Origin of the sequence: Nocardia sp. NPDC049220, from assembly GCF_040647855.1 — a bacterium.
Lineage (GTDB): Bacteria > Actinomycetota > Actinomycetes > Mycobacteriales > Mycobacteriaceae > Nocardia.
On record NZ_JBEZDA010000011.1, the window covers coordinates 157,914 to 180,713 of the forward strand.

At 66.9% G+C, this 22,800-nt stretch carries 19 protein-coding genes and 1 tRNA gene; 9 read left to right on the forward strand and 11 right to left on the reverse strand.

All coding sequences use genetic code 11. The features are described 5' to 3' along the window. Window positions 1–10: 10 nt before the first annotated feature. On the reverse strand, window positions 11–2,926 hold the full coding sequence (gene aceE, locus AB0C34_RS22695) for a pyruvate dehydrogenase (acetyl-transferring), homodimeric type (RefSeq protein WP_357076293.1): 2,916 nt from the start codon (window positions 2,924–2,926) through the stop codon (window positions 11–13). Window positions 2,927–3,139: 213 nt separating this feature from the next. Here aceE and AB0C34_RS22700 point away from each other — a divergent pair, with 213 nt between their 5' ends. The 4 genes from AB0C34_RS22700 to AB0C34_RS22715 all read left to right on the forward strand — a co-directional run bounded on the left by AB0C34_RS22700 (window position 3,140) and on the right by AB0C34_RS22715 (window position 4,880). Continuing rightward, on the forward strand, window positions 3,140–3,697 hold the full coding sequence (locus tag AB0C34_RS22700; RefSeq protein ID WP_357076296.1) for a hypothetical protein: 558 nt from the start codon (window positions 3,140–3,142) through the stop codon (window positions 3,695–3,697). Window positions 3,698–3,824: 127 nt separating this feature from the next. Then, window positions 3,825–4,247 (forward strand): DUF3052 domain-containing protein, encoded by a 423-nt coding sequence (locus AB0C34_RS22705; protein WP_357076395.1) that lies wholly within the window; start codon window positions 3,825–3,827, stop codon window positions 4,245–4,247. A gap of 79 nt (window positions 4,248–4,326) precedes the next feature. Then, window positions 4,327–4,791, forward strand: a complete 465-nt coding sequence (locus AB0C34_RS22710; protein WP_357076299.1) for a peroxiredoxin — start codon at window positions 4,327–4,329, stop codon at window positions 4,789–4,791. Window positions 4,792–4,808: 17 nt separating this feature from the next. Further along, window positions 4,809–4,880, forward strand: a tRNA-Val gene (locus tag AB0C34_RS22715). A gap of 245 nt (window positions 4,881–5,125) precedes the next feature. Here the strand turns inward: AB0C34_RS22715 and AB0C34_RS22720 are convergent. Further along, the gene (locus AB0C34_RS22720) at window positions 5,126–6,925 is read right to left on the reverse strand and encodes a serine/threonine-protein kinase PknD (RefSeq protein ID WP_357076301.1); all 1,800 of its coding nucleotides are present in this window, start codon (window positions 6,923–6,925) and stop codon (window positions 5,126–5,128) included. A 767-nt stretch (window positions 6,926–7,692) separates the two neighbouring features. On the opposite strand from AB0C34_RS22720, the gene AB0C34_RS22725 reads away from it, so the two are divergent. Next, window positions 7,693–8,889 carry an FAD-dependent oxidoreductase gene (locus AB0C34_RS22725; RefSeq protein ID WP_357076303.1) on the forward strand — a complete coding sequence of 399 codons (1,197 nt, stop codon included), beginning with the start codon at window positions 7,693–7,695 and terminating at the stop codon, window positions 8,887–8,889. Between the two features lie 246 nt (window positions 8,890–9,135). Further along, entirely contained in the window at window positions 9,136–10,032 is an 897-nt protein-coding gene (locus tag AB0C34_RS22730; protein WP_357076306.1) for an RNA polymerase sigma-70 factor, read from the forward strand. A 323-nt stretch (window positions 10,033–10,355) separates the two neighbouring features. On the opposite strand, the gene AB0C34_RS22735 is transcribed toward AB0C34_RS22730, so the two are convergent. The 3 genes from AB0C34_RS22735 to AB0C34_RS22745 form a co-directional block, all read right to left on the reverse strand. After that, window positions 10,356–10,889 (reverse strand): DUF3145 domain-containing protein, encoded by a 534-nt coding sequence (locus AB0C34_RS22735; protein ID WP_357076309.1) that lies wholly within the window; start codon window positions 10,887–10,889, stop codon window positions 10,356–10,358. 95 nt (window positions 10,890–10,984) lie between these two features. After that, the gene (locus tag AB0C34_RS22740) at window positions 10,985–11,818 is read right to left on the reverse strand and encodes a serine hydrolase domain-containing protein (protein ID WP_357076312.1); all 834 of its coding nucleotides are present in this window, start codon (window positions 11,816–11,818) and stop codon (window positions 10,985–10,987) included. Between the two features lie 9 nt (window positions 11,819–11,827). Next, window positions 11,828–12,019 (reverse strand): hypothetical protein, encoded by a 192-nt coding sequence (locus AB0C34_RS22745; RefSeq protein ID WP_357076315.1) that lies wholly within the window; start codon window positions 12,017–12,019, stop codon window positions 11,828–11,830. Between the two features lie 333 nt (window positions 12,020–12,352). Between AB0C34_RS22745 and AB0C34_RS22750 the strand changes: the two genes are divergently transcribed. After that, the gene (locus AB0C34_RS22750; RefSeq protein WP_357076318.1) at window positions 12,353–12,700 is read left to right on the forward strand and encodes a DUF1801 domain-containing protein; all 348 of its coding nucleotides are present in this window, start codon (window positions 12,353–12,355) and stop codon (window positions 12,698–12,700) included. 90 nt (window positions 12,701–12,790) lie between these two features. On the opposite strand, the gene AB0C34_RS22755 is transcribed toward AB0C34_RS22750, so the two are convergent. The 3 genes from AB0C34_RS22755 to AB0C34_RS22765 all read right to left on the reverse strand — a co-directional run bounded on the left by AB0C34_RS22755 (window position 12,791) and on the right by AB0C34_RS22765 (window position 15,754). Beyond that, a complete protein-coding gene (locus tag AB0C34_RS22755) occupies window positions 12,791–13,921 on the reverse strand; it encodes an NDMA-dependent alcohol dehydrogenase (RefSeq protein WP_357076321.1) in 1,131 nt (376 codons plus the stop codon). A gap of 168 nt (window positions 13,922–14,089) precedes the next feature. Beyond that, the gene (locus AB0C34_RS22760; RefSeq protein WP_357076324.1) at window positions 14,090–14,620 is read right to left on the reverse strand and encodes a DinB family protein; all 531 of its coding nucleotides are present in this window, start codon (window positions 14,618–14,620) and stop codon (window positions 14,090–14,092) included. Between the two features lie 72 nt (window positions 14,621–14,692). Next, window positions 14,693–15,754 (reverse strand): phosphotransferase family protein, encoded by a 1,062-nt coding sequence (locus AB0C34_RS22765; protein ID WP_357076327.1) that lies wholly within the window; start codon window positions 15,752–15,754, stop codon window positions 14,693–14,695. An 80-nt stretch (window positions 15,755–15,834) separates the two neighbouring features. On the opposite strand from AB0C34_RS22765, the gene pabB reads away from it, so the two are divergent. After that, the gene (gene pabB, locus AB0C34_RS22770) at window positions 15,835–18,093 is read left to right on the forward strand and encodes an aminodeoxychorismate synthase component I (protein ID WP_357076330.1); all 2,259 of its coding nucleotides are present in this window, start codon (window positions 15,835–15,837) and stop codon (window positions 18,091–18,093) included. Window positions 18,094–18,155: 62 nt separating this feature from the next. On the opposite strand, the gene AB0C34_RS22775 is transcribed toward pabB, so the two are convergent. Continuing rightward, window positions 18,156–18,644 (reverse strand): hypothetical protein, encoded by a 489-nt coding sequence (locus AB0C34_RS22775; RefSeq protein WP_357076333.1) that lies wholly within the window; start codon window positions 18,642–18,644, stop codon window positions 18,156–18,158. Window positions 18,645–18,773: 129 nt separating this feature from the next. Between AB0C34_RS22775 and AB0C34_RS22780 the strand changes: the two genes are divergently transcribed. Then, entirely contained in the window at window positions 18,774–20,810 is a 2,037-nt protein-coding gene (locus AB0C34_RS22780; RefSeq protein WP_357076336.1) for a TerD family protein, read from the forward strand. Between the two features lie 2 nt (window positions 20,811–20,812). Here the strand turns inward: AB0C34_RS22780 and AB0C34_RS22785 are convergent, their stop codons facing one another. Both AB0C34_RS22785 and AB0C34_RS22790 read right to left on the reverse strand, forming a co-directional pair. Beyond that, window positions 20,813–21,538: a TetR/AcrR family transcriptional regulator gene (locus AB0C34_RS22785; RefSeq protein WP_357076339.1), complete on the reverse strand. Its 726-nt coding sequence runs from the start codon at window positions 21,536–21,538 to the stop codon at window positions 20,813–20,815. Window positions 21,539–21,546: 8 nt separating this feature from the next. Beyond that, window positions 21,547–22,776, reverse strand: coding sequence for a cytochrome P450 (locus AB0C34_RS22790; protein WP_357076341.1), 1,230 nt, complete (start codon window positions 22,774–22,776; stop codon window positions 21,547–21,549). Between the last annotated feature and the right edge of the window lie 24 nt (window positions 22,777–22,800).

Sequence of the window (22,800 nt, forward strand, 5' to 3'; positions counted from 1 at the left end):
CAATATTCCGCTACGCGAGTTCTTCTTCGGCGCTTGCCGCGGGCTTCGGCGCGGCGTCGACATCGTCGATGCGGTACTTCGCCGCCGCCTCGGTGACCTTGGCGGCGTCGATCTTGCCCGTTCTGGCCAGGCCGGCCAGTGCGGCGACCACGATGGACTGCGCGTCGACGTTGAACACCCGCCGCGCGGCCGGGCGGGTGTCGGAGAAGCCGAATCCGTCCGTACCGAGCGTCGTGAAGTCACCGGGTACCCACTTGCGGACCTGGTCGGGCACCGCGCGCATCCAGTCGGTCGCCGCGATGTACGGGCCCTCCACCCGGGAAAGCGCCTCGGTGATATACGGCACACCTGGATCGACGCCCGGATTGCGCAGGGCCGCGATCTCCTTGTCCAGCGCCTCCTTGCGGAGCTCGCCCCACGAGGTCGCCGACCAGACGTCCGCCTGCACGCCCCATTCCTCGGCCAGCAATGCCTGTGCGCGCAGACCGTCGGGCACGGTGACACCGGAGACCAGGATCTGGGCGCGTACCGCACCCTCTCCCCCGGGCTTGTAGAGGTAGATGCCCTTGAGCAGACCCGTGATATCCACGTCGTCCGGCTCGGCTGGCTGCTGGTAAGGCTCGTTGTAGAGGGTGATGTAGTAGAAGACGTCCTCACCGCCGAACTCGCCCGCGCCGTCGTGCGGGTGGGTGCCCGGCAGCGCGACCGCATTCTGCGGGGGTGTTCCGCCGCCGTACATCCGACGCAGGCCGTCACGCACGATGTGCGCGATCTCGAACGCGAACGCCGGGTCGTAGGTCACCACGGCCGGATTGGTCGAGGCGAGCAACAGCGAGTGTCCGTCGTTGTGCTGCAGTCCCTCACCGGTCAGCGTGGTTCGCCCAGCAGTTGCTCCGAGGACGAACCCGCGAGCGAGCTGGTCTGCTGCCGCCCACAGTCCGTCGCCGGTGCGCTGGAAGCCGAACATCGAGTAGAAGATGTACAGCGGGATCATCGGCTCGCCATGGGTGGCGTAGGAAGTGCCGGCCGCAGTGAACGACGCGGTCGATCCGGCCTCGTTGATCCCCTCGTGCAGGATCTGCCCGACCGTGCTCTCTTTGTAGGCAAGCATCAATTCCGCGTCGACAGACGTGTACAACTGCCCGTTGCGGTTGTAGATCTTCAACGAAGGGAACCACGAGTCCATACCGAAGGTCCGGGCTTCGTCGGGGATGATCGGGACGATCCGCTTGCCGATCTCCTTGTCCCGCAGCAGCTCCTTCATCAGCCGCACGAGCGCCATCGTGGTGGCCACGCTCTGCTTGCCCGAACCCTTGCGCACCGAGCGGTAGGCCTCGTCGCCGGGAAGTTGCAGCGGCTTCGCCGCCGTGCGCCGCTCGGGTAGGAAACCGCCCAGCGCCTTGCGCCGGTCGAGCATGTAGCGGATCTCGCGCGACTCCATGCCCGGGTGATAATACGGCGGCAGGTACGGATCCCTTTCCAACTCGGCGTCGGTGATCGGGATCCGCTGCAGGTCACGGAAGTCCTTGAGATCCTGCAGGGTCAACTTCTTCATCTGGTGCGTGGCGTTGCGGCCCTCGAAGTGCTTGCCGAGGGTGTAGCCCTTGATGGTCTTGGCCAGGATCACCGTCGGCTGACCCTTGTGCGCCATCGCGGCCGCGTAGGCGGCGTACACCTTGCGGTAGTCGTGACCACCGCGCTTGAGGTTCCAGATCTCCTGGTCCGACAGGTCCTGCACCAGCGCCTTGGTGCGCGGGTCACGGCCGAAGAAGTGGTCGCGGACATAGGCCCCGTCGTTGGCCTTGTAGGTCTGGTAGTCGCCATCGGGCGTGCTGTTCATGAGGTTCACCAGCGCGCCATCGCGGTCGGCGCCCAGCAGCGCGTCCCACTCACGGCCCCAGATCACCTTGATGACGTTCCAGCCCGCGCCGCGGAAGAACGACTCCAACTCCTGGATGATCTTGCCGTTACCGCGCACCGGGCCATCCAGCCGCTGCAGGTTGCAGTTCACCACGAAGGTGAGGTTGTCCAGGCCCTCCATCGCCGCGACGTGCGCGAGGCCGCGCGACTCCGGTTCGTCCATCTCGCCGTCGCCGAGGAACGCCCACACGTGCTGATCAGAGGTGTCCTTGATGCCGCGGTCGTGCAGGTAGTGGTTGAACCGCGCCTGATAGATGGCGTTCATCGGGCCGAGGCCCATGGACACCGTCGGGAACTCCCAGAAGTCGTTGAGCAGCCGGGGGTGCGGGTAGGACGGCAGCCCGTGGCCCGGGCCACCGTGGCTGTACTCCTGCCGGAACCCGTCGAGCCGATCGGTCGACAGCCTGCCCTCCAGGAACGCGCGCGCGTAGATGCCCGGCGAGGCGTGACCCTGGATGAAGATCGAATCGCCGCCGCCGGAGTGGTCCTTGCCGCGGAAGAAGTGGTTGAAGCCGACCTCGTAGAGCGCCGCCGAGGACGCGTAGGTCGAGATGTGCCCGCCGACGCCGATGCCGGGACGCTGGGCGCGATGCACCATGATCGCGGCGTTCCAGCGGATCCAGGCGCGGAAGCGGCGTTCGACCTCTTCGTCGCCGGGGAACCACGGCTCGTTTTCGGTGGGGATGGTGTTGACGTAGTCGGTGGACGTCAAAGACGGGATGGCGACATTACGTTCACCGGCCCGCTCCAACAGGCGGAGCATGAGGTAACGCGCACGACCGGGACCCTCTCGGTCGAGCATCTCATCGAACGACTCGAGCCATTCGCTGGTTTCCTCCGGGTCGATGTCCGGTAGGTAGGACGCCACCCCTTCGCGGATCACCCGCACCCGTCCACCCGACTGCGGAAGGTGCGATCCATTCGGGTCGCGGCTCGCAGCGGGAGCGGGCGCGGAGTTGGTGCCAGCGGATTTCGCTAGCGCGGAAGAGTGGATCAGGTCGGTCAAATCTGCTCCTCATACAGGGGTGGGCATGCTGATGGCGTCGGTATCCCCGGCCGGTGCGCGTGGTTGGCGGACCGTCCGTTTTGGAAAGTTTCGGGGCGCACCACCCATCCTTGCCGATAGCGCGTCCCAGGTCATCATGTCAGCCGGAAATCCAGTACCGTTCGACAGGCAAGGCGAGTCGAGCCGTGGGAGCTGTGAGGAGCGGGGAGGACGATGAAGCTGCTTGACCCACGTGGGTTCGGGATGATGTGCGCGACCGGGGCGGTCGCCATCGGGTTGACCGTCGCGGGATGTGCGAATCGGGTTGAGGGCGTAGCCAACCCGAACGCGAGCGACTTGGCGGCCTACAAGACCGAGGCCGCGTCCTCGTCCGCCGCCGCGACCTCGTCGCGGCGAGCGGCAGCGCAGAGCAAGGCGATCGCCGACAACTGCGGCCAGTTCCCCACCATCAGCGGGCTCGGCGTTTCCAGGTACAACGAATTCGTCGACGCGCACGATGCGAACGCGCCCGACTACCTCGCCAAGCGCGATCTGGCCGTATCCACCCTCGAGGACGCCGCGAACACGGTGGAGAGCGGCGTACGCACCGCACGGGACGCGCTGCCGCCCGACCTGGCCGCCCAATTCACCGAGTACGTGAGCGCGGCGCGCGCCTTGGCCGGCGAGACGCGGACCATGACCTACACCGCTCCGGTCGGAGCGCTCAACGACGCCAGCAAACGGGTGAACGACGCGCGCAACGTCGTCCGCGACTCCTGCCCGAGACGCTGAAGTAGGTCCTTGACACACCATTGCAACGCGACATTCACCGCCTATTTCTTCGGATCAGCTTGCGCTGGAGCCCATAACCATGTTCGCTTGCAACTACCTACTGTCGGGAGTTGAGGAGGACACCACCGTGGTCGCCGCGGCGGACGCGCAGAACTACGCTCAGAAGCTTGGCATCGCACACGGCTTGGTTGTCCAGGAATTGGGTTGGGACGAAGACGTCGACGACGACCTGAGGGCCGACGTCGAGGAGTCGATCGGCGGCGAACTCGTCGACGAGGATTCCGATGAAGTCGTCGACGTTGTGCTGCTGTGGTGGCGCGACGGGGACGGTGATCTGGTGGACGCGTTGGTGGACGCGATCGGCCCGCTCGCCGACGACGGTTTCGTCTGGGTGCTCACCCCCAAAACTGGACATCCGGGCCATGTCGACCCGAGCGAAATCGCAGAATCCGCACCTACCGCCGGTCTGACCCAGACCTCGGCGATCAGCCTCGGCACCTGGGCAGGTAGTCGTCTGGTGCAGCCCAAGGCACCCTCGAAGCAGCGCTGACCCACTTCGCTATGGTTTTCACCGGGCGGTGTCGTCGGATGGCCGCCCGGTGGAGACCCGACACGATGGAGGACTTGCGATGCCACTCGAGGTAGGCACTGTCGCGCCGGATTTCACGCTGAAGGACCAGAACAACCAGGACGTGACCTTGTCGGATTTCCGCGGGAGGAAGAACGTCCTCATCGTGTTCTACCCGCTCGCGTTCACCGGAATCTGCCAGGGCGAGTTGTGCAAGGTGCGTGACGAACTGCCGAAGTTCCAAAACGACGACGCCGAGATCGTCGCGATCTCGGTCGGCCCACCGCCCACGCACAAGATCTGGGCCGCCGAACAGGGCTACACCTTCCCGTTGTTGTCGGACTTCTGGCCGCACGGCGCGGTCGCCCACGCCTACGGCGTCTTCAACGAGAAATCCGGCTATCCCAACCGCGGCACGTTCGTCGTCGACCGCGAGGGCCGCATCCGTTTCGCCGAGATGAACGGTCCCGGCGAGCCCCGTGACCAGGCGGCTTGGGAGAAAGCGCTCGCCGCGCTAGATTCATAAGCCGTCGGTAACGATTGGGGCGTATAGCTCAGCGGTAGAGCACTGGTTTTACACACCAGCGGTCGGGGGTTCGATCCCCTCTGCGCCCACCCAAGAAGTACCACCTGGACAAGGGCCGCTACGCCCGACCTTCTGCTCCTGCGCATTACGTGGAGCATGTGGCCCCTCCAGCCGAGCTGCCTGTGGCCACGGGGGGCCGCGTCGCCCGCTGCCACCCCAGAGTCCGAACACGCACACATCCGCGCGAACGCACATGGAAGCGATGTGTCATGCACCACTCCAGGTTCAGGACGTTGCGACGACCACTGAGAACCCCAGCGCGCGAAACGAGGGTTCAGCCGACCGCGAGTTTCACCACCGGATCGGGGCCGAGATCGGTGACGTACACGTTGCCCACCGAGTCGACCGCCAAGCCTTGGGGATTCTTCAGGCCGGTGAACGGCAACGGAGTCGGCGTCGATGCGCCCGCCGCCAACTTCACCACCCATTTGTTACCCCAGTCGACGATGTAGACGTCTCCTGCCGTGCCAGCCGACACACCCTGGGGATCTTTGAGCCCGGTGGACGGCAAGGTGGTCGACGCCGACGCACCCGCCGCCAACCTCACGACCCGCTCGGTACCCAATTCGGTGACGTACACGTTGCCCACTGCATCGACCGCCAGACCCTGCGGATCTTGGAGCCCCGGGAATGGCAGTACCGTCGGCGCCGACGCACCCGCCGCCAACCTCACGACCCGATCATTACCCCAGTCGGCGACGTACACATCTCCCGCCCCGTCGACCGCCACACCGTGGGGATTCTTCAGGCCGGTGAACGGCAACGGAGTCGGCACGGACGCACCCGCCGCCAACTTCATCACCCGATCGTTACTCGTATCGCTGACGTAGACGTTGCCCGCAGTGTCGACCGCCACACCCTGGGGGTTCTTCAGGCCGGTGAACGGCAGCGAAGTCGGCGCCGACGCACCCGCCGCCAACCTCACCACCCGATCGTTACCCATGTCGGTGACGTAGACATTGCCCGCCGGGTCGACCGCCACATCGGTGGGCAGGCTGACGCCGGTGAACGGCAGCGGAGTCTGTGACGAGTAGCCCGAGGCGTCAGGTATGGGCGAGTCGCCACCGCCTGCTGATTCCCGTTGGACACCGAGGACAACAGCTACGGCGGCCACCACCGCGACCGCGAGCGCGGCGGCGAGCAGACCGACGGTCTTGGGCGACAATCTGATTCGCCGCCCACGGCGCGCAGCCACGCCCACGGGTGTGCTGACCACGGAATCGTCCACCGCGGCGCCGGCCGCCGCGGCCAGTTCGCGCACGGTCTGGTAACGATCGTCGGGGTTTTTGGCCATGCCCTTCGCGATGACCGCATCGAACGCAGTCGGTACCTCGGGTGTAGTGGTGCTGGGACGCGGCGGCGGGGTGTGCAGGTGATGGGCGATCACTCCCTGAATCCCCAATTCGCTCGCAAACGGTGGCCGGCCGGTCAGGCACTCATACAGCACGCACGTCAGTGCGTACACATCCACTCGAGCATCGGCCTTGACCTCCGTGCTGATCTCCTCCGGCGCCATGTAGGCGATGGTGCCGATGGTCTCGCCGATCGTGGTCAGCGTACGGTCGTCGGCGGCGTGGGCGATCCCGAAGTCGATCAGGGAGGCGAACTCATCGGCCCCTAGCAAGATGTTGGTGGGTTTGACATCGCGGTGGACCAACCCGGCGTCGTGGGCCGCCTGCAGCGCGCCGGCCACCTGTGCGATGATCGCCACCGCCCGGCGCGGCGACAAGGTCCCTTCTTGCTTGATCACCTTGCGCAGGTCGGTGCCCTCGATCAAGCGCATATTCAGATAGAGCCGACCGTCGATGTCGCCGAAGTCGTGGATGGGGATCACATGCGGCTCGGTCAACTGCGCCACCGCTCGGCACTCCCGACGGAACCGCTCGCGCAACTGCTCGTCATCGGCGAAGCGCTCGGGCAACACCTTGAGCGCCACTACCCGGTTGGTCAGCGAATCCCGCGCCCGCCACACCTGGCCCATGCCGCCCTGACCCAGCAGCGACAGAAGCTGATAGCGTCCGAACGCCTCCGCTGGACACGTAGCGTCCCCGCCACGCACTGACATGTCATCCATTGTGCCGTCCCGTGACCACTCGACTGGCAAACCGGTGTACTTGCTAGCTTTCCAATCCCGCCCGACCGGGTAGCCCACACCAGTTGCTATAGCCAGGCCGAACAGTTGAGAGTCGCCGCTATCGTCGGTGGGCAAATTTCCCAGCCATGTCATTCCCGGCAAGTACGGGGCCAGGCACCGCCTCGCCACCAGTGTGAGTGCGCGGATCGTGCCCAGAAATCCGCCAACAAACCTGTCGCAACTTCAGCGTACCTCTGAGCCCTACGCACCCTGATGGGAGTTGCCGGGTTGGTCCGCAGCGGCCCGCCGTCGCGCGTTCCACCTGGAGGTGTGCGCGCAATGCCACACAACAGTGCGACCGCAGGTCAATAACCTGCGGTCGCACTGCGAAGTGGGCGCAGAGGGGAACCCCTTGTGGCGCTTCAATCATCGACGAGCGCCGTTTGTGTCCGACCGATCCTGGGCCTCGAGGCACAATCCACTCCTGGGGGCCGCCAACGGTACTGGCATGGGACCCGCTGTGTCTGGAGCCGAGTGCTGCACGGCCACCTCCGAGCCGTGTCAGGCCGAATACAGCGAGCTGGGCCCCACTCACCCGCTACCGCGAGACTCCCCGGACCGTGCCCGACTCGTCAGGGCCGCGTTAGGCCACTCGCGCAGGGGCGGCGTTTCGCGGCGGTTGATGTGCGCTACGTCTCAGCCGCGAGTTGTTACGCCGGACGGTCAGCTGGTGTCTCCATGTCGAGTCCACAACACGAGGAGACACGATGAACGGGAACATGATGAACGGGAACGTCGAGGTGGTCGTCGTCGGCGGAGGGTACGGGGGCGTGACGGCGGCCAACCGCCTGGCTCGGCGCGATGGCGTGTCGGTGACCCTGGTCAATCCGCGTCGCGAGTTCGTCTCGCGGATCCGCCTGCATCAGCTCGTGACCGGCTCCGACGACGCGGTCGAGGGCTTCGGTGAGGTTCTGGGCGGGAACGTCCGGCTGGTGGTCGACACCGCGACCCGGCTCGACGCTGCCGAGCGCCGGGTGTCGCTGGCGGGCGGTGGCACGCTCTCCTACGACTACCTCGTCTACGCGGTGGGCAGCGGCGCCGCTGATCCTGGCGTGCCCGGAGCGGCGGAGTTCGCTCATTGGGTGTCGGACCTGGAGGGGGCGCAACGACTGCGGTCAGCACTGGATGCGACGCCCGCGTCGGCTTCGGTGACCGTGGTCGGGGCCGGCCCGACGGGCCTGGAGACCGCCGCGGAACTGGCGGAAGCGGGCCGCAAGGTCACCCTGATCTGCGGCGACGTGCTCGGCCCCTCCTTGCACGCCCGGGTCCGCCGCCCGGTCGCCCGCCGGCTGGCCAAGCTGGGTGTGACCGTCCTCGAAGGCCACGGTGCGCGGGTGACGGCAGTGACACAGGACGCAGTACGGCTCGATGACGGCCGCTCGCTGCCCAGCGCGGTGACCATCTGGACCGCGGGATTCTGTGTCCCGGACCTGGCCGCCCGCAGCGGGTTGCGCACCGACACCGACGGTCGCCTGCTCACCGACGCGACGCTGACCAGTGTGGACGACGTGCGCATCGTCGCAGCCGGGGACGCGGCGGTCATGGCGGACCAGCAGTTCCGGATGAGCTGCCAGGCCGCCGTGCAGCTGGGACCGGCAGCCGCCGACACGATCCTGCGCCGGATCGCGGGGAAGACACCTACTCGCGTGCGGATGTTCTTCGCCGGGCAGTGCCTCAGCCTCGGCCGAAACGAAGGCGTCACCCAGTTCTCCTACCCGAACGACAAGGTGAACGCGCTCAGCATCAGCGGGCGGTCCGGTGCCGGCGTCAAGGAGATCGCCTGCCGGTTCACCCTCAACAAGCTGGTGTCCGGAGCGCGCAAGGCCAGTTCCCGCGCATCCCACGGCGACAGCACCGACCGCCTGGCAGCGCCTCAGCCGGAACAGACGCCCTCCCGCACCTGACGGCTTAGGGCTTGTCCGGCCGATCATGCCGCAGACTGGGGGTGTGGCACGCACTCCCCCCGAGGAGTATCCCCGGCGGGGGTACCCCCAGTGGCGTTGTGGCCGGACGGACCGTTCCGGCCCAGGAAGGACCGAGCTTGATCAGTGGCAAGGCTGCTGCCGACAACCCCGTCGACGGACCGGGAACATAAGGCACGGCCTGCTACCGGCCCACCGGGCCGACCGTGAGAGAGCGAAACATACGACATGAGCGACCACGTCACCGACCCCGCGACCGAGGCTTTCGTCGCCCACCGCAACCTGCTGTTCACCGTCGCCTACGAAATGCTCGGATCCGTGGCGGACGCCGAGGACGTCCTTCAGGAGACCTGGCTGCGATGGGTCGAAGTCGACCTGTCGCAAGTGCGGGACCAGCGCGCCTACCTGGTACGGAGCACGACCCGGCAAGCGCTCAACCGACTGCGCACCCTGCAACGGCGCAAGGTTGCCTACGTCGGCTCCTGGCTGCCCGAGCCCCTGCTCACCGCGCCGGACGTGGCCGACGACGTCGAACTGTCCGAGAACCTGTCACTGGCACTCCTGCTCATCCTCGAAACCCTTTCACCGACCGAACGCGCCGTCTTCGTACTGCACGAGGTCTTCGACTTCGGCTACGACGACATCGCGGCCACCATCGACAAGACCCCCTCCGCCGCACGCCAGATCGCCTACCGCGCCCGCCGGCACGTCGACGCCCGCCGACCGCGAACACCGGTTTCCCCCGAAGAGACCCGGGCAGCGCTCAATTCGTTCCAGTCCGCCCTCGCGACCGGAAACCTGCAGGGGCTGCTCGAGGTACTCGCCCCGGACGTCGTTTTCGTCAGCGACGGCGGTGGCCTCAAGCTGGCAGCCCTGCGGCCCGTCGTCGGCGCAGACAAGGTGCTCCACTACATGGCCGGCAGTGTCGCCAAGGCCGGCGGCGCTTTCACCAGTGAGCCCACGGCTATCAACGGCAACCCCGGACTCATCCTGCGCGTAGACGGCGTGATCGACGGCGTACTGGCCCTCCGCGTGGACAACGCCCGCGTCACCGGCCTCTACTACGTCCGCAACCCCGAAAAACTCACCCACGTCGAGTCCGAGACGGCCCTCGCCTCCCGCTGACCGCCCAGGTCTCTCCTTCGCGGTCCTGCGAGAGGGTTGGGACCACAGCATGCGGGCGGCGATCCGCACCGGCGGCTCACCGAGATTCACGACCACCTCCTGGGAGGCGTACCTCCATGCTGCGTGACGCTAACGTGGAGCAGGTCGAACGACGGTTATGCGGAACTCGTTCGCGGCGTTGGCGATCGGGTCGGCGCCTGGCATTTCATCAACGGCTTTGCGGTGTACTGGAGTTCACCTTTGATCAGTGCGGACGGCTGGAGCGAAGACGAGCACAAAGGTGTCTGAGATATCCTCAGTGCCGGACTGCGGCCGGACCACGCCTACCCCACGTCGCGTCGCAGCCAAGTGACCTCGGCACCGGATTCCGTTCCGTAACGATAGATTTCGAGATCCTCGTCCCATGCGGTGCCCAGCGCCCGCTCTATTTCAGCGGCCAGGTCGTAGGCGGAGTGCCTGCCGAGTTCGCGGGCGGCCTGCAGCATCGCGCGCAAGCGCATCTCGCCCATCGTGACGTCGCCGTTGGCGCCGGTGGAGCCGTGCCAGAGGCCCAGGCCGGGGACGAAACTGTAGCGTTCGCCGTCGACGCCGTCGCTGGGGTCTTCGGTCACTTCGAAACGCAGTACCGGCCATGAGCGCAATGATTGGGCGATTCGGGAGGCGGTGCCGACGGGACCGATCCAGTCACTGGTTGCGCGGAGTTGACCATCGGCTGGTTGCGCCGTCCAACGCAGCTTCGCCGGGGAACCGAGGGCCGAGGTCAGCGCCCACTCGACATGCGGGCACAGCGCGGCAGGCGATGAGTGGATATAGACCACACCCGCCGTCGCGTCCGCGAACTGACTCGATGCTCGCACCACCAATACCTCCAGCTTCGACGAGGAACGTCTTCCCCAACGACTCGTCGAACTGGCGTTGCCCGAGTGTACTGGAGTGCCCGAAGTTACACGTGTTACTTCGCAACCGTGTTTCGAGCAGATGCGGCCTCCGCGAGGACGGCATCACTCAGTGGCGGCCAGGCCGCGCGCGCCCAGTCGCCGAAATTCTCGTCGGTCAGGGCCAGACACGCCAGCCCGGCGGCAGGGTCGACCCACAGAAATGTCCCGGATTGGCCGAAATGGCCATAGCTGCGTGGTGAGTTCGTGGCACCGGTCCAATGCGGCGTCTTGCCATCGCGGATCTCGACGCCCAGCCCCCAGTCGTTGGGCCGTTGCGAACCGTAACCGGGCAGCACGCCGTTCAGGCCGGGGAACTGCACCGAGGTGGCCTCGGCGTGCGACTCGGCGGAGATCAATCGCGGTGTCAGCAATTCGGCGGCGAAACGGGTCAGATCGGCGGCGCTGGACCGTCCCGCATGCCCGGCTGGACCGGCCAGCACCGAGGCGCCCATGCCCAACGGCCGGAACACCGCGTCGCGCAGATATTCGTCGAACGCGATCCCGGTCTGCTCGGTGACGAACTCGGCGAGCACCTCGAAACCCGCGCTCGAGTAGATCCGACGAGTTCCGGGGGCGGCCTGAATGTCGGTGGTGTCGAACGCGAAACCCGAGGTGTGCGCCAACAGGTGACGCACCGTGGCGCCCGGCGGTCCGGCGGGCTGGTCCAGTTCGACCGCGCCTTCCTCCACCGCTACCAGCACGGCGTACGCCACCAGCGGCTTGGTGACCGATGCGAGGGGGAACACCCGGTCGACATCGCCCTCGCTCGCGATAGCACCGTCGGCGCCGACCACCGCTGCCGCCGCGTGCCGAACCGGCCATTCCCGAATCTGTTCGAGTGAACGCACCCTGTGAGCCTACGAGAACCGGATGGACACCCTCGACTCGCCATCGGCGATGGCGAGTCGCGTCGGATCCCGATCGTCGCCGACGCTTTCCGCGGCGATTTCGCGCCGCGGCACCGCGCGATCGACCCTGCCGTCGCGGTCTATCCGGGCGAGCGCCGGATGTCCGCGGGCTTCCGCGATCGACACCACACTCCCCGCCATCCGGGCAAGACAGTATCGTCCCGGTGTTCATCGTCCCGGGTGTTCTCCTCGATCGAGCGAAGGACCGCGTTCGCCCTCACCTCGGAGGTCACCAAAAGTCTGCTCGACTACTCGAGCCGGTGCCGAAGTGCTGGACCGAACTCGCCGCGCACGGCAGGGCACGCCGCCGACGCGTCATACCCTGCTGCGCCGACTCGAGCCCGCGACGATACGGGAGGCGCGCCGAACCGTCAGCGATGGAGCCGGGCCCGACGTCGATTGCTTACACTCGGGATGCGTCAACCCTCCGAGCGACCCACCCATTGCTGACGGATCGTGGAATCGAGAGACCGCATGGCCGAACAGCCGAGCACCGTCGACGCGTACCTCGCCGCACTACCTGAGGACGTACGAAGCGTTCTCGACGAGATCCGCCGTACCATTCAGGCAGCGCTACCGGAGGCGACCGAGGCGATCAGCTATGGCATTCCCACCTTCCGGCTGCACGGTCACAGCATTGTCCACTTCGCCGGCTGGAAGCAGCACGTCAGCCTGTACCCGATCCCGGAAGGCGACGCGGCGTTGACGCGCGCTGTCGAGCCGTATCGGGCGGGCAAGGGGACGCTGAAATTCCCGCTGCGCACACCGGTTCCGTACGACCTGATCGCGCGGATCGCCACCGAACTCGCCACGCGGCGTTGACACCGACTTCTCGCCATAACGGCGAAGCCTGCATATCGCCGACCGCCGTGATCTCGCACGGATTCGACCGCAGACGACACTCGATGACGGCTACCAGTCCGCGTCGGTGTACTTGATGATGCCGCGAATATTCTTGCCGTCCAGCATGTCCTGGTAGCCCTGATTGATCTCTTCCAGCGAATAGCTGCGGGTCACCATGTCGTCCAGGTTGAGTTGCCCGGACTTGTACAGCGCGAGCATCCGCGGCGCGTCCTGACGAGCGTTGCCGCCGCCGAAGATACAACCCTTCACCGTCTTCTGCAGCATGGACAGCAGGAAGCTGTTCAACTTGACGTCGCTCTCGTCCATCCGGCCCATCGCGGTGACGACGAGGGTGCCCGCCTTGGCGGTGAGAATCAGGCCCTCCTCGATGTACTCGCCGTGCATCTCCCCCATGGTGAGGATGACCTTCTCGGCCATCCTTCCTTCGGTGGCCTCCATCAGCGGCATGATCGCCGCCGCCATGCTCTCGTAGGTGTGCGTGGCGCCGAACTTCTGTGCCTGCTCGCGCTTCCACGGATTCGGGTCGACGGCGACGACCTTCGAGGCACCGGACAGCACGGCACCCTGGAGAGCGCTTATGCCGACCCCGCCGATCCCCGCGATCACCACGGTCTCGCCCGGGGACACCTGGGCGACTGTGGTGGCCGACCCGAAGCCGGTCGGGACACCACAGCCAACCAGGCACGCCACCTCGAATGGAATGCTGGGGTCGATCTTCACCACGGACGTATGGTGCACCGTCATGTACGGCGCGAAGGTACCCAGCAGGCACATCGGAATGACATTCTCACCACGTGCCTGGATCCGATAGGTGCCGTCGCTGATCGCTTGCCCCATCAGCAGGCCGGCGCCGAGGTCGCACAATGCCATGTGCCCGGCGACACAGGCCGGACAGCGACCGCAGGCGGGGATGAACGAAAGGATCACATGATCGCCGACCTGAAGGTCGGCGGGACAGTTCGGCCCGAGTTCGGTGATCACGCCGGCACCCTCGTGCCCGCCCATCACCGGGAAGCCGGGCATCGGGGTCGCACCGGTCACGATGTGATGGTCCGAATGACACATACCGGCGGTCTCCAGCCGGATCTGCACCTCGCCTGCGACCGGGTCGCCAACCTCGATCTCCTCGACCGACCACGGCTGGTCGGTGCCCCACAGGATCGCGCCCTTCGTCTTCATTCCTGTCGACCCTCTCGCATGCACGTGCTTATATGTGACTGCACCCACAGTACGAGAAACATGTAACGCGTTCTAGTGTCAGGCGGAAAATTCAGCGATACGGCTGATCCGACACCATGAACGCGTTCTAGTACGAGCTGCGCCTACCACTGGAGAAGCCCCGCGCGCTCAGCCGCGCACGTCGTGCAGGTGATGCACCAGGTCGTGCACGAAGTATTTGGCGAACGACTCCACCGTGAAGACCGCGCCATCGTCGCGTTCGCCGCGCAATGCCCGTCGCGCGGCGGGCACCGACTCGAACGAGCGCGCGACCCGGCCGGCAGCCTCGGCCAATTCCGCGGCGACGCGTGGCGGGTCCTGCTCGCCGTAGCGGTCGGCCACCGCGGTCGCGTCTTGGTCCCAGTTCGGGAAGCGCGGGATCGCGCCATCCCGCCTACCCGCGAGCATCAGGTCGAGCCGAGTGTCGAAGAGGCGGCACACGTCGCGCACATGGGCCCCGTATTCCAGCGGAGACCAGGTCGAGCTGTCCGGTCGCGTCCGGACATCGACCCGGTCGAGCACCACCGCGAAACGTACCGCTACCTGCCGCGTCAACGCGGGAACCGCCTCGTAGTCGGTCGAGGTGGTGACGAAACCGCATTCAGGGCAGGCGCGTTCGAGCACCCAGGTCCAGTTCTTCACATCGGGAACGATCGACATGCACTCCAGCCTTGCGTGACTGAATGTCAACGGCCATATATATCAAGTCAAACATCGGCAACATCCCGACATTCACATCAGGCGTTGCGCCCGGTCGAACAACTCCAGCGTGATCGCGTGCAGGAAGTCACCGACCGGCTTGGGCGCCTTGCCCGCGAACGCACGGGCGTGCGTGCCCTCCAGGACGATTCCCAGCTTGAAGCAGGCCAGCACCGTGTACCACGGCACGGCATCGAGGTCGCGATCGGAGAAACGGCCATAGTGCGCGACCATCTCCTCGGGAGTCGGCAAACCGCCGACTGCGCCGAGCTTGCCGACGAGCGCCGCGCCGGTGCTGCCCGGCTCCGGACGGGTGGCGATCTGCCAGCCGAGGTCGAGCAGTGGGTCGCCGATGGTGGACATCTCCCAGTCGACCATCGCCGCCACCTGCGGACCGTCGAAGGAGAACATCATGTTCGCCAGATGGCAGTCGCCGTGCAGGATGCCAGGAGACCACTGCGCGGGGCGGTTGCGATCCAGCCACTCCCCGACCCGCTCCACACCGGGGATCTCGGGTCCCGGATAGCCCGCATTCGCCGAATAGGACTCGAGCTCGCCGAGCCAGCGTGGCACCTGCCGTTCGAGGAAGCCCTCCGGCTTGCCGTAGTCGGCCAGACCCAGCGCTCGATAATCCACGGCACCGAGCCGCGCGATCGCCTCGACCGCGGACAGGCCCATTTGCCTGCGGATCTCCGGATCACCGGCGTGCAGCGCGGGTAACTCGTTCTGCGGGTTGAACCCGTGGATCGGTTCCATCAGATAGAAGACCGCGCCGAGCACCGATTCGTCAGGGCACGCCGCGATCACCCGAGGCGCGCGCACTTCGGCACCGTTGAGCGCGCCGAGTAAGCGGGCCTCCCGCCGAATCACATCATTACTTCTGGCGCGCAGGTGTTCCGGCCCGCGACGCAGCACGTACACGCGACCACCGCGGGTGAAGCGGAGCATGATGTTCTGCGTTCCGCCGCCCAGCGTGGTCACGTCCTCGAATTCGCCGGTGGGGAACTTCTGCTCGTCCATCCACGCTCCGACGACAGCGAAGTCCACGACCGCGGGATCCACATCGACCGGTTGTGCAACAGCCATGCCCCACATTGTGCACCACCCGACTCCACAAACTGACGGCACACGACTACAGTTAGCGCCGACCGGCGCGGCGTAGGGTTTCGGGAACCATGCACACGCTGTTGATCGACAATTACGACTCCTTCACCTACAACCTGTATCAGCTGATCAGTGAGGTGAACGGGGTCGAACCGACAGTCGTGCGCAACGATGAGGCACAGACGGTCGCCGAGTTGGAACTCGGGCGCTTCGACAATGTTGTCATTTCGCCGGGGCCGGGGCGGCCGGATGTCCCGCGCGACGTGGGGATCTCCGTGGCGGTGATCCACGAAACCGAACTGCCGCTGCTGGGCGTGTGCCTCGGACATCAGGGCATCGTGGTCGCGGCAGGCGGCATCGTCGACGCGGCACCCGCTGCCAGACACGGGTTCCTCGACCGCGTCGAGCACGACGGCCGGGATCTGTTCGCCGGAATCCCGCAGGGTTTCACCGCCGTGCGGTATCACTCACTGTGCGCGCAGCGACCATTGCCGGAGGATCTGGAGATCACCGCGGTGGCCCCGGATGGCGTCGTCATGGGCGTGCGGCACCGCGGCAGACCACAGTGGGGCGTGCAGTTCCATCCGGAATCGATTGCCGGCGAGTTCGGCGCGGCACTGGTGCGTAATTTCGCGAATCTCACAGCGGCGCGCGGAGTTCGGCCGAATTCCTGGCGCGGTACAGTCCCGCGACCGTCGGTGGCGGTGGCGATCGAATTCCCGCCGGCGGCGGTCGCCCGCACACCATCCACCCGGGTGGCCGCCGACGCGGACGCGACGCTCGCGCCCGAGCAATTCCCCACTGCCGCCGTCCGATTCGAGCGCTCGGCCGCGAGCGAGTCGCCCGTCGCGCGGACGGATTCGACTCGCGCCGCCCCTCCGGTACCGCCCACACGAACCTTGCGACTCCAGCAAGACGTGATCGAGCGCGCGATCGATACCGAGAGTGCGTTCGTACGGCTCTACGGCAACTCCCCCACGGCATTCTGGCTGGACAGCGAACATGTGGAACCCGGGCTGGACCGGTTCTCGTTCCTGGGCGACGCGAGCGGACCACTGGCCGAGGTGCTGCGTTATCGGGTAGGCGACGGCGAGGTGACGGTGGAGTCCTCCGACGGTCATCGACGCACCGTCACCGGCGGCATCCTGGACTGCCTCGCCGCCGAACTTCGGGCGCGACAACTCGACCTTCCCGAGCTGCCGTTCGATTTCGTGGGCGGATACGTCGGCTATCTCGGCTACGAGGTCAAAGCGGACTGCGGTGGGAACAGAGCCCATCGCGCACCGACACCGGACGCACAGTGGATCTTCGCCGACCGGATGGTCGTGGTCGACCACGTCGGCGGACGGACGTATCTGCTTTCGCTCACCGACGCGACGCCCGACACGGCCCGGGCGGGCGCCGACTGGCTGCGCGACACCCGCGAGACGCTCGACACCCTTCCGACGTGGACGAATCCGCCGACGCTCGAGGTGGTCTCGGACGGCGAATCCGTCGCGCCGCTGTTGACCCGTAGCCAGGACCGCTACCTCGCCGACATCGCGGTCTGTCAGGAACGCCTGCACGCGGGCGAGTCCTACGAGATCTGTTTGACCGACAGCGTGACGATTCCCGCCGCCGAAGCCGATGGACTCGACTTCTACCGCATCCTGCGGCGCTGCAACCCCGCACCGTATGCCGCATACTTGCGCTTCGACGATCTCGACATCGCCTGTTCTTCGCCGGAGCGTTTCCTCAAGATCGACCGGCACCGCATCGTGGAGAGCAAGCCGATCAAAGGCACCGCGCCGCGTGGCGCCACCCCCGCCGAAGACGAGCGCCTGCGCCGCGAGCTGGCCGAGAGCCCGAAGACCAGGGCGGAGAACCTGATGATCGTCGATCTGCTCCGCAACGACCTCGGCCGAGTCTGCGAGATCGGCAGCGTGCACGTGCCGAAATTGATGGCCACCGAGCAGTACACGACCATGCACCAATTGGTGTCCACCGTGCGCGGCAGGCTGCGGCCCGATGCCGACGTGATCGACTGTCTCCGTGCGTGTTTCCCCGGCGGATCGATGACCGGCGCGCCGAAGCTGCGCACCCTGGAGATCATCGACGAACTGGAAACCGAAGCACGCGGGGTTTATTCGGGCACCATCGGCTTCGTCGGGCTCGGCGGCACCGCAGACCTGAACATCGTGATCCGCACCGCCGTACGCTACGACGGCCGCTGGCGGATCGGCGCGGGCGGCGCCATAGTGCTCGATTCCGACGCCGCGGACGAGTACCACGAAGTGTTGCTCAAGGCAGCCGCCACCTTACGTGCGGCTACCGCACGCGCCACCCACTGAGACCGAGCCGCGAAGGGCGCCGACACCACACCGGGCACGCCGCCTCTGGAGCCCGCGCAGGACTATTTGCGTCGCCGGCGCGGCTTGGCAGGCGGTTGGTCCGCGGGTGGCTCGGTGCCGGTGATACCGGTCAACCTGCCGAGCAGCGCGACGCCGGGCAGCCTGGCCAGCCGGCCGAGTACCTCCTCGCCGAGCGAAATCATCGCCTCCAGTCTGGGCAGCAACCGGTCGTAGGCCGCGAAAGCCGGATCCGCCAGCGCCAGCGTGCGATCGAGCCGATCGATCGTCGAGTTCAGCCGGTCGATCGCGATCGACAAACTTTCGACCAGGTCCGGCAGCTGCGCGACCAGCTGCGCCGATGCTGGGGGCAACCGCACTGCCGCGTCGAACGCCGAACTCGCGGTCAGCTGGGCAGCCTCCAACGCCTGACTCGCCGCCGACTGCGCCGCGTCGACCGCGCCCTGCGCTGCGGCAAGAACATCGGCGGGACCGGGCACGCCGGGCAGTTTCGGGGTCGGCGGCCTACGACCCGGGCGTTTCGGGTTCGTCATGGGAACACTGTGCCGTATCGAACCGCCCGAGCACGGTATTGCCCCGACCCGCGCGTTGTCCGCGCCCCGCCGAGCGCCAGCACCTCGCTTGCTCGGCGTGTCGGAGGGTCGTGGCATAGTTCGAACACGATGAAACTGAGCAAGGGCGCGAACGCGCCGGTACCGACATCCCTTCTAGCCGTGGTTGTTTCATGGCGTTCGGAGCACTCGGTGGACGCGCACGCACTGCTCCTGGACGGGTCGGGCACGGTGCGTTCGGACCGGGACCTGGTGTTCTACAACGCGCCGCGACATGTCTCCCAGGCGGTGACGCTCGACCAAGAGCCCGCGCCGCGGACCGCGCGGCTGAGTGTGTCGCTGCCACGCACCGAGGCGGACGTCGACCGGATCGTCATCGCCGGATCGATCGACGGCGGAACCTTCCGGGACGTCACCGGTTTGACCGTCATGGTGGATGCTGTCGACGGCGCCGTCGCGACCTTCGAGGTCAGAGACGCGGACGCGGTTCCCGCACTGATGTTCGGTGAGTTCTACCGCAGGGATGGACGGTGGCGGTTCCGCGCCGTCGGTCAGGGCTGGTCGAGCGGCCTGGCGGGACTGGTCGCCGAATTCGGTGTGCGGGTCGATGATCCGGCCGAGCCGGCTCGCACGACGCACCCCACCGATCCATTCCGAGTGCGCGGGTCCGCTCGTCCGTCGCCCGCGCAGGACCGCCGCTCGACCCGCCCGCTCATCGGCGCACATCCGGACCCGGTTTCGGCTCCGCACGAGCGACACGACGCCAATCGGCATCCGCACGGTAATGACCTCGCCGTCGATCCGTCCCGCGGCAGCACCGGGCCGGCGCGGGCGGGCCGGGCCCACCGACCGAATGCGGCCACCACCGAAGACGCTGTGGCGCATCGGTTCGGCCCGCACGACGAAGCCGACGGCGGCCGGGAGCGGTGCACCGTGGCGGACGAACACACCGGGCCGGACGACACCGCACCAGGACGGCCACGCACCGACCTGCTCGACCGCACCGCCCCCCGGGCGCAGCTGAACCGCCCGATCGATCTGACCCGGCGCACACCGGAACCTCCACCGGCCGCGCCGCCACCCCCGGATCCCGAACGCGCCGACTGGTATTCCGACCCCGAAGACCCGCGGCGCATGCGCTGGTGGGACGGTACCGAGTGGACCAGCGCGGGCTACCCGCGCGCACTGCCGAGCGATCGGCACTGCGCACGGTGTGGCACTCCGCTTCGCCGCAAACTGTTCGGCGGGCTCGTACCCTGCCACAAGTGCGCGCAGGAGATCGAGGAGTACCTCACGCACTGGCACACTCGGGCCTGGCGCGTACTCACCACCCACGGTCCGCGCGGACCGGAATGGGCGGCGCTCTGGGCCGCGTTGCGCTACCAGCGCATCGACGCGGACGCAGGTCACCTGGCATTGCGCGAGGTCGCCCTCAGTTACGTGGAGCGGCTGGTCACCTTCACCTTCGCCGATGGTGAGGTCCAGCACGCGGAGTTGGAGCTGTTCGAGCAAGCGGTCACCGAACTGGCGCTCGACGGCCCGCTGATCGAAGACCTGCGCAGGCGGATGCACCGTGGGCGCACGCTGTCGCGGCTGCGCGCCGGTGATCTGCCGGTGATCCGCACGCCTGGTCTGCACTTGGACCCTGACGAGAAGGTGCACATCGATCTACCCGCGACGCAGGTGCGTCAGCTGGCCCGCGGCCCGAAACTCACCGAGGGCAGGCTGATCGGCAGCACCAAGAAGCTGCGTTTCGTCGGCGAGGGGACCGGCACCGAAATGCCGTGGTCCCGGATCGTCTCCGTGCACGCGGAGCAGGGCACCGTGGTGCTCGCGGCGACCTCGGCACGGGGCGGCGCGACGTTCGCGGTCGCCGACCCCGACTATGTCGCCGCCGCGTTGGAGGGCGCGCTCCGCGTGGCCAAGCGGCTCGTGCTCACGCCGGGCCAGCGCGATTCCCGCAGCATCCCGCAGGAGGTGAAAGCCGAGGTGTGGCAGCGCGACGGCGGAAAGTGCGTCGAATGCGGCGACGGGCACTACCTGGAGTTCGACCATGTCATTCCGCTCAGCCGGGGCGGAGCGACCAGCGCAACCAATCTCCAGATCCTGTGCCGCTCCTGTAACCGCGTCAAAGGCGCACGAATCTGAACTCAGTGCGCGATCAGGCCCGCCGTCCGACCCAGATCTGCCAGCATCGCGTCGAACAGGATCTCGGGATTCGCCAGCGGGATCGGGTAGTTCCCGAACACCTCCAACGTGACGTGCCCGTAGAGCCGGGCCCAGATCTGGATCATCAGGTACGTCACCCCGAGGTCGAGTTTCTCGGCGGGAAACTTCTGGCCCGATTCCGACAGCGCTGTCAGCAGCTCGGTCTGGAAGTGCACGAGGTCCTCGCGCAACTCCGGCGGGATGACGTCGGTGGGCGGAGTGACAATGTCGTAGGTGGCAAGCAGCCTGCCCGCCGCGCCGAGGAAGATGCGGCCGAACGGCTCGTCGAACCGGCGTAGCAGGCGCTCGCGACCGACTCCGGGCGAGGCGAACACCAAGGTGAACTCCCTGGTGTGCGCCAAGGCCCAGCGCCGGAATCCACGGCAGATGGCGAAGAACTGCACCGCGCCGTCGTCGGGCAGCGTGGCGATCTCGGCGGTCAGCTCCTCGGCCAGATCGGCACAGAAGTCCAGGCGCAACCGCTCCAGCAGGTCATCCAGCGACTTGTAGTACCGGTACAGCGCGGGGGCGGTGACACCGAGTGCACGCGCGATCGCACGGAGGGTGACGGAGTCCGGCCCGTGTTCGACCAACAGCGTGCCGGCGACCCGCCGGATGTCGGCGTCGGTCACCACCGGTGAACGACCCCGCGGTTTGGACTGATGCACCAATCGATTCAAGCGTATTCGACCTCCCAGCGCTTGATCCCGTTCAGCCACCCCGAGCGCAGTCGCACCGGATCGGACACCTGCCGCAGATTCGGCATCACGTCGGCGATGGCGTTGAACATCAGGTCGATCTGCAGCCGGGCCAGGTTGGCGCCGACGCAGTAGTGCGTGCCGGTGCCGCCGAACCCAACGTGCGGGTTGGGGTTGCGCAGTACGTCGAACCCGAACGGGTTCTCGAACGCGTCGGAGTCGAAATTGGCCGAACTGTAGAACAGTCCGAGCCGCTGGCCCTTCTTGATCTGCTGGCCGCCCAGCACGGTGTCCTGGGTCGCGGTGCGCTGGAACGCGGTCACCGGCGTGGCCCAGCGAACGATCTCGTCGGGTGCGGTGCGCGGCCGTTGCCGCTGATAGATCTCCCACTGTTCCGGGTTGTCCACAAACGCCTTCATGCCGTGCGTGATCGAGTTGCGGGTGGTCTCGTTGCCGGCCACCGACAACAGGATGACGAAAAACGCGAACTCGTCCGAGCCGAGGTGCTCGCCGTCGATATCGGCGTTGACCAGCTGGGTGACGATGTCGTCGGCGGGGCATGTGCGTCGCTGCTCGGCCAGGTTCCACGCGTAGCCCATCACTTCGGCGGTGGCGGCGTGGTGGTCGCCGTCGAACTCCGGATCGTCGTAGGAGATCATCTGGTTGGACCAGTCGAAGATCTTCTTGCGGTCCTCCTGCGGGATGCCGATCAGCTCGGCAATCGCCTGCAGCGGCAACTCGCAGGCCACCTGCTCGACAAAGTCGCCGCCGCCGGATTTCTTGGCCTCGTGTACGACCCTGGCGGCGCGCTCGGTGAGCGCGGCGCGCAGACTCTCCACCGCGCGCGGGGTGAAACCTTTGGAAATGATGCGGCGGGTCTTGGTGTGTTGGGGCGGATCGAGGTTCAGCATCAGCATGTTGCCGAGCAGGTCGATCTGCTCGCGGGTGGTTTCCTCGTTGAACCGGATGATCGCCGTGTTCTCCCGCGAGGAGAAAAGTTCCGGATTCTTCGAGACCTCCTTGATGTGGTCGAGCCGGGAGACCACCCAGTAGCCGCCGTCTTCGAAGCCGCTGGAACGGCCGGACTGGGCGCACCACCACACCGGGGCGGTGCGACGCAACTCGGCGAACTCTCGGACGGGCAACCGGGTGGCGAGCAGGTCGGGGTCGGTGAAGTCGAATCCTGGCGGGATCGAGGGCGTGGTCACGGCGAACTCCTACCGGTCTGGGCG

Bases quoted from the DNA above. Each gene is read 5' to 3' on its own strand.
- AB0C34_RS22780 (WP_357076336.1), top strand. From the start codon at position 18,774: ATGAAACTGAGCAAGGGCGCGAACGCGCCGGTACCGACATCCCTTCTA.
- AB0C34_RS22725 (WP_357076303.1), top strand. From the start codon at position 7,693: ATGAACGGGAACATGATGAACGGGAACGTCGAGGTGGTCGTCGTCGGC.
- AB0C34_RS22710 (WP_357076299.1), top strand. From the start codon at position 4,327: ATGCCACTCGAGGTAGGCACTGTCGCGCCGGATTTCACGCTGAAGGAC.
- AB0C34_RS22745 (WP_357076315.1), bottom strand. From the start codon at position 12,019: ATGGCGGGGAGTGTGGTGTCGATCGCGGAAGCCCGCGGACATCCGGCG.
- AB0C34_RS22750 (WP_357076318.1), top strand. From the start codon at position 12,353: ATGGCCGAACAGCCGAGCACCGTCGACGCGTACCTCGCCGCACTACCT.
- AB0C34_RS22755 (WP_357076321.1), bottom strand. From the start codon at position 13,921: ATGAAGACGAAGGGCGCGATCCTGTGGGGCACCGACCAGCCGTGGTCG.
- AB0C34_RS22765 (WP_357076327.1), bottom strand. From the start codon at position 15,754: ATGTGGGGCATGGCTGTTGCACAACCGGTCGATGTGGATCCCGCGGTC.
- AB0C34_RS22760 (WP_357076324.1), bottom strand. From the start codon at position 14,620: ATGTCGATCGTTCCCGATGTGAAGAACTGGACCTGGGTGCTCGAACGC.
- AB0C34_RS22700 (WP_357076296.1), top strand. From the start codon at position 3,140: ATGAAGCTGCTTGACCCACGTGGGTTCGGGATGATGTGCGCGACCGGG.
- AB0C34_RS22720 (WP_357076301.1), bottom strand. From the start codon at position 6,925: ATGGATGACATGTCAGTGCGTGGCGGGGACGCTACGTGTCCAGCGGAG.
- pabB (WP_357076330.1), top strand. From the start codon at position 15,835: ATGCACACGCTGTTGATCGACAATTACGACTCCTTCACCTACAACCTG.
- AB0C34_RS22775 (WP_357076333.1), bottom strand. From the start codon at position 18,644: ATGACGAACCCGAAACGCCCGGGTCGTAGGCCGCCGACCCCGAAACTG.
- AB0C34_RS22730 (WP_357076306.1), top strand. From the start codon at position 9,136: ATGAGCGACCACGTCACCGACCCCGCGACCGAGGCTTTCGTCGCCCAC.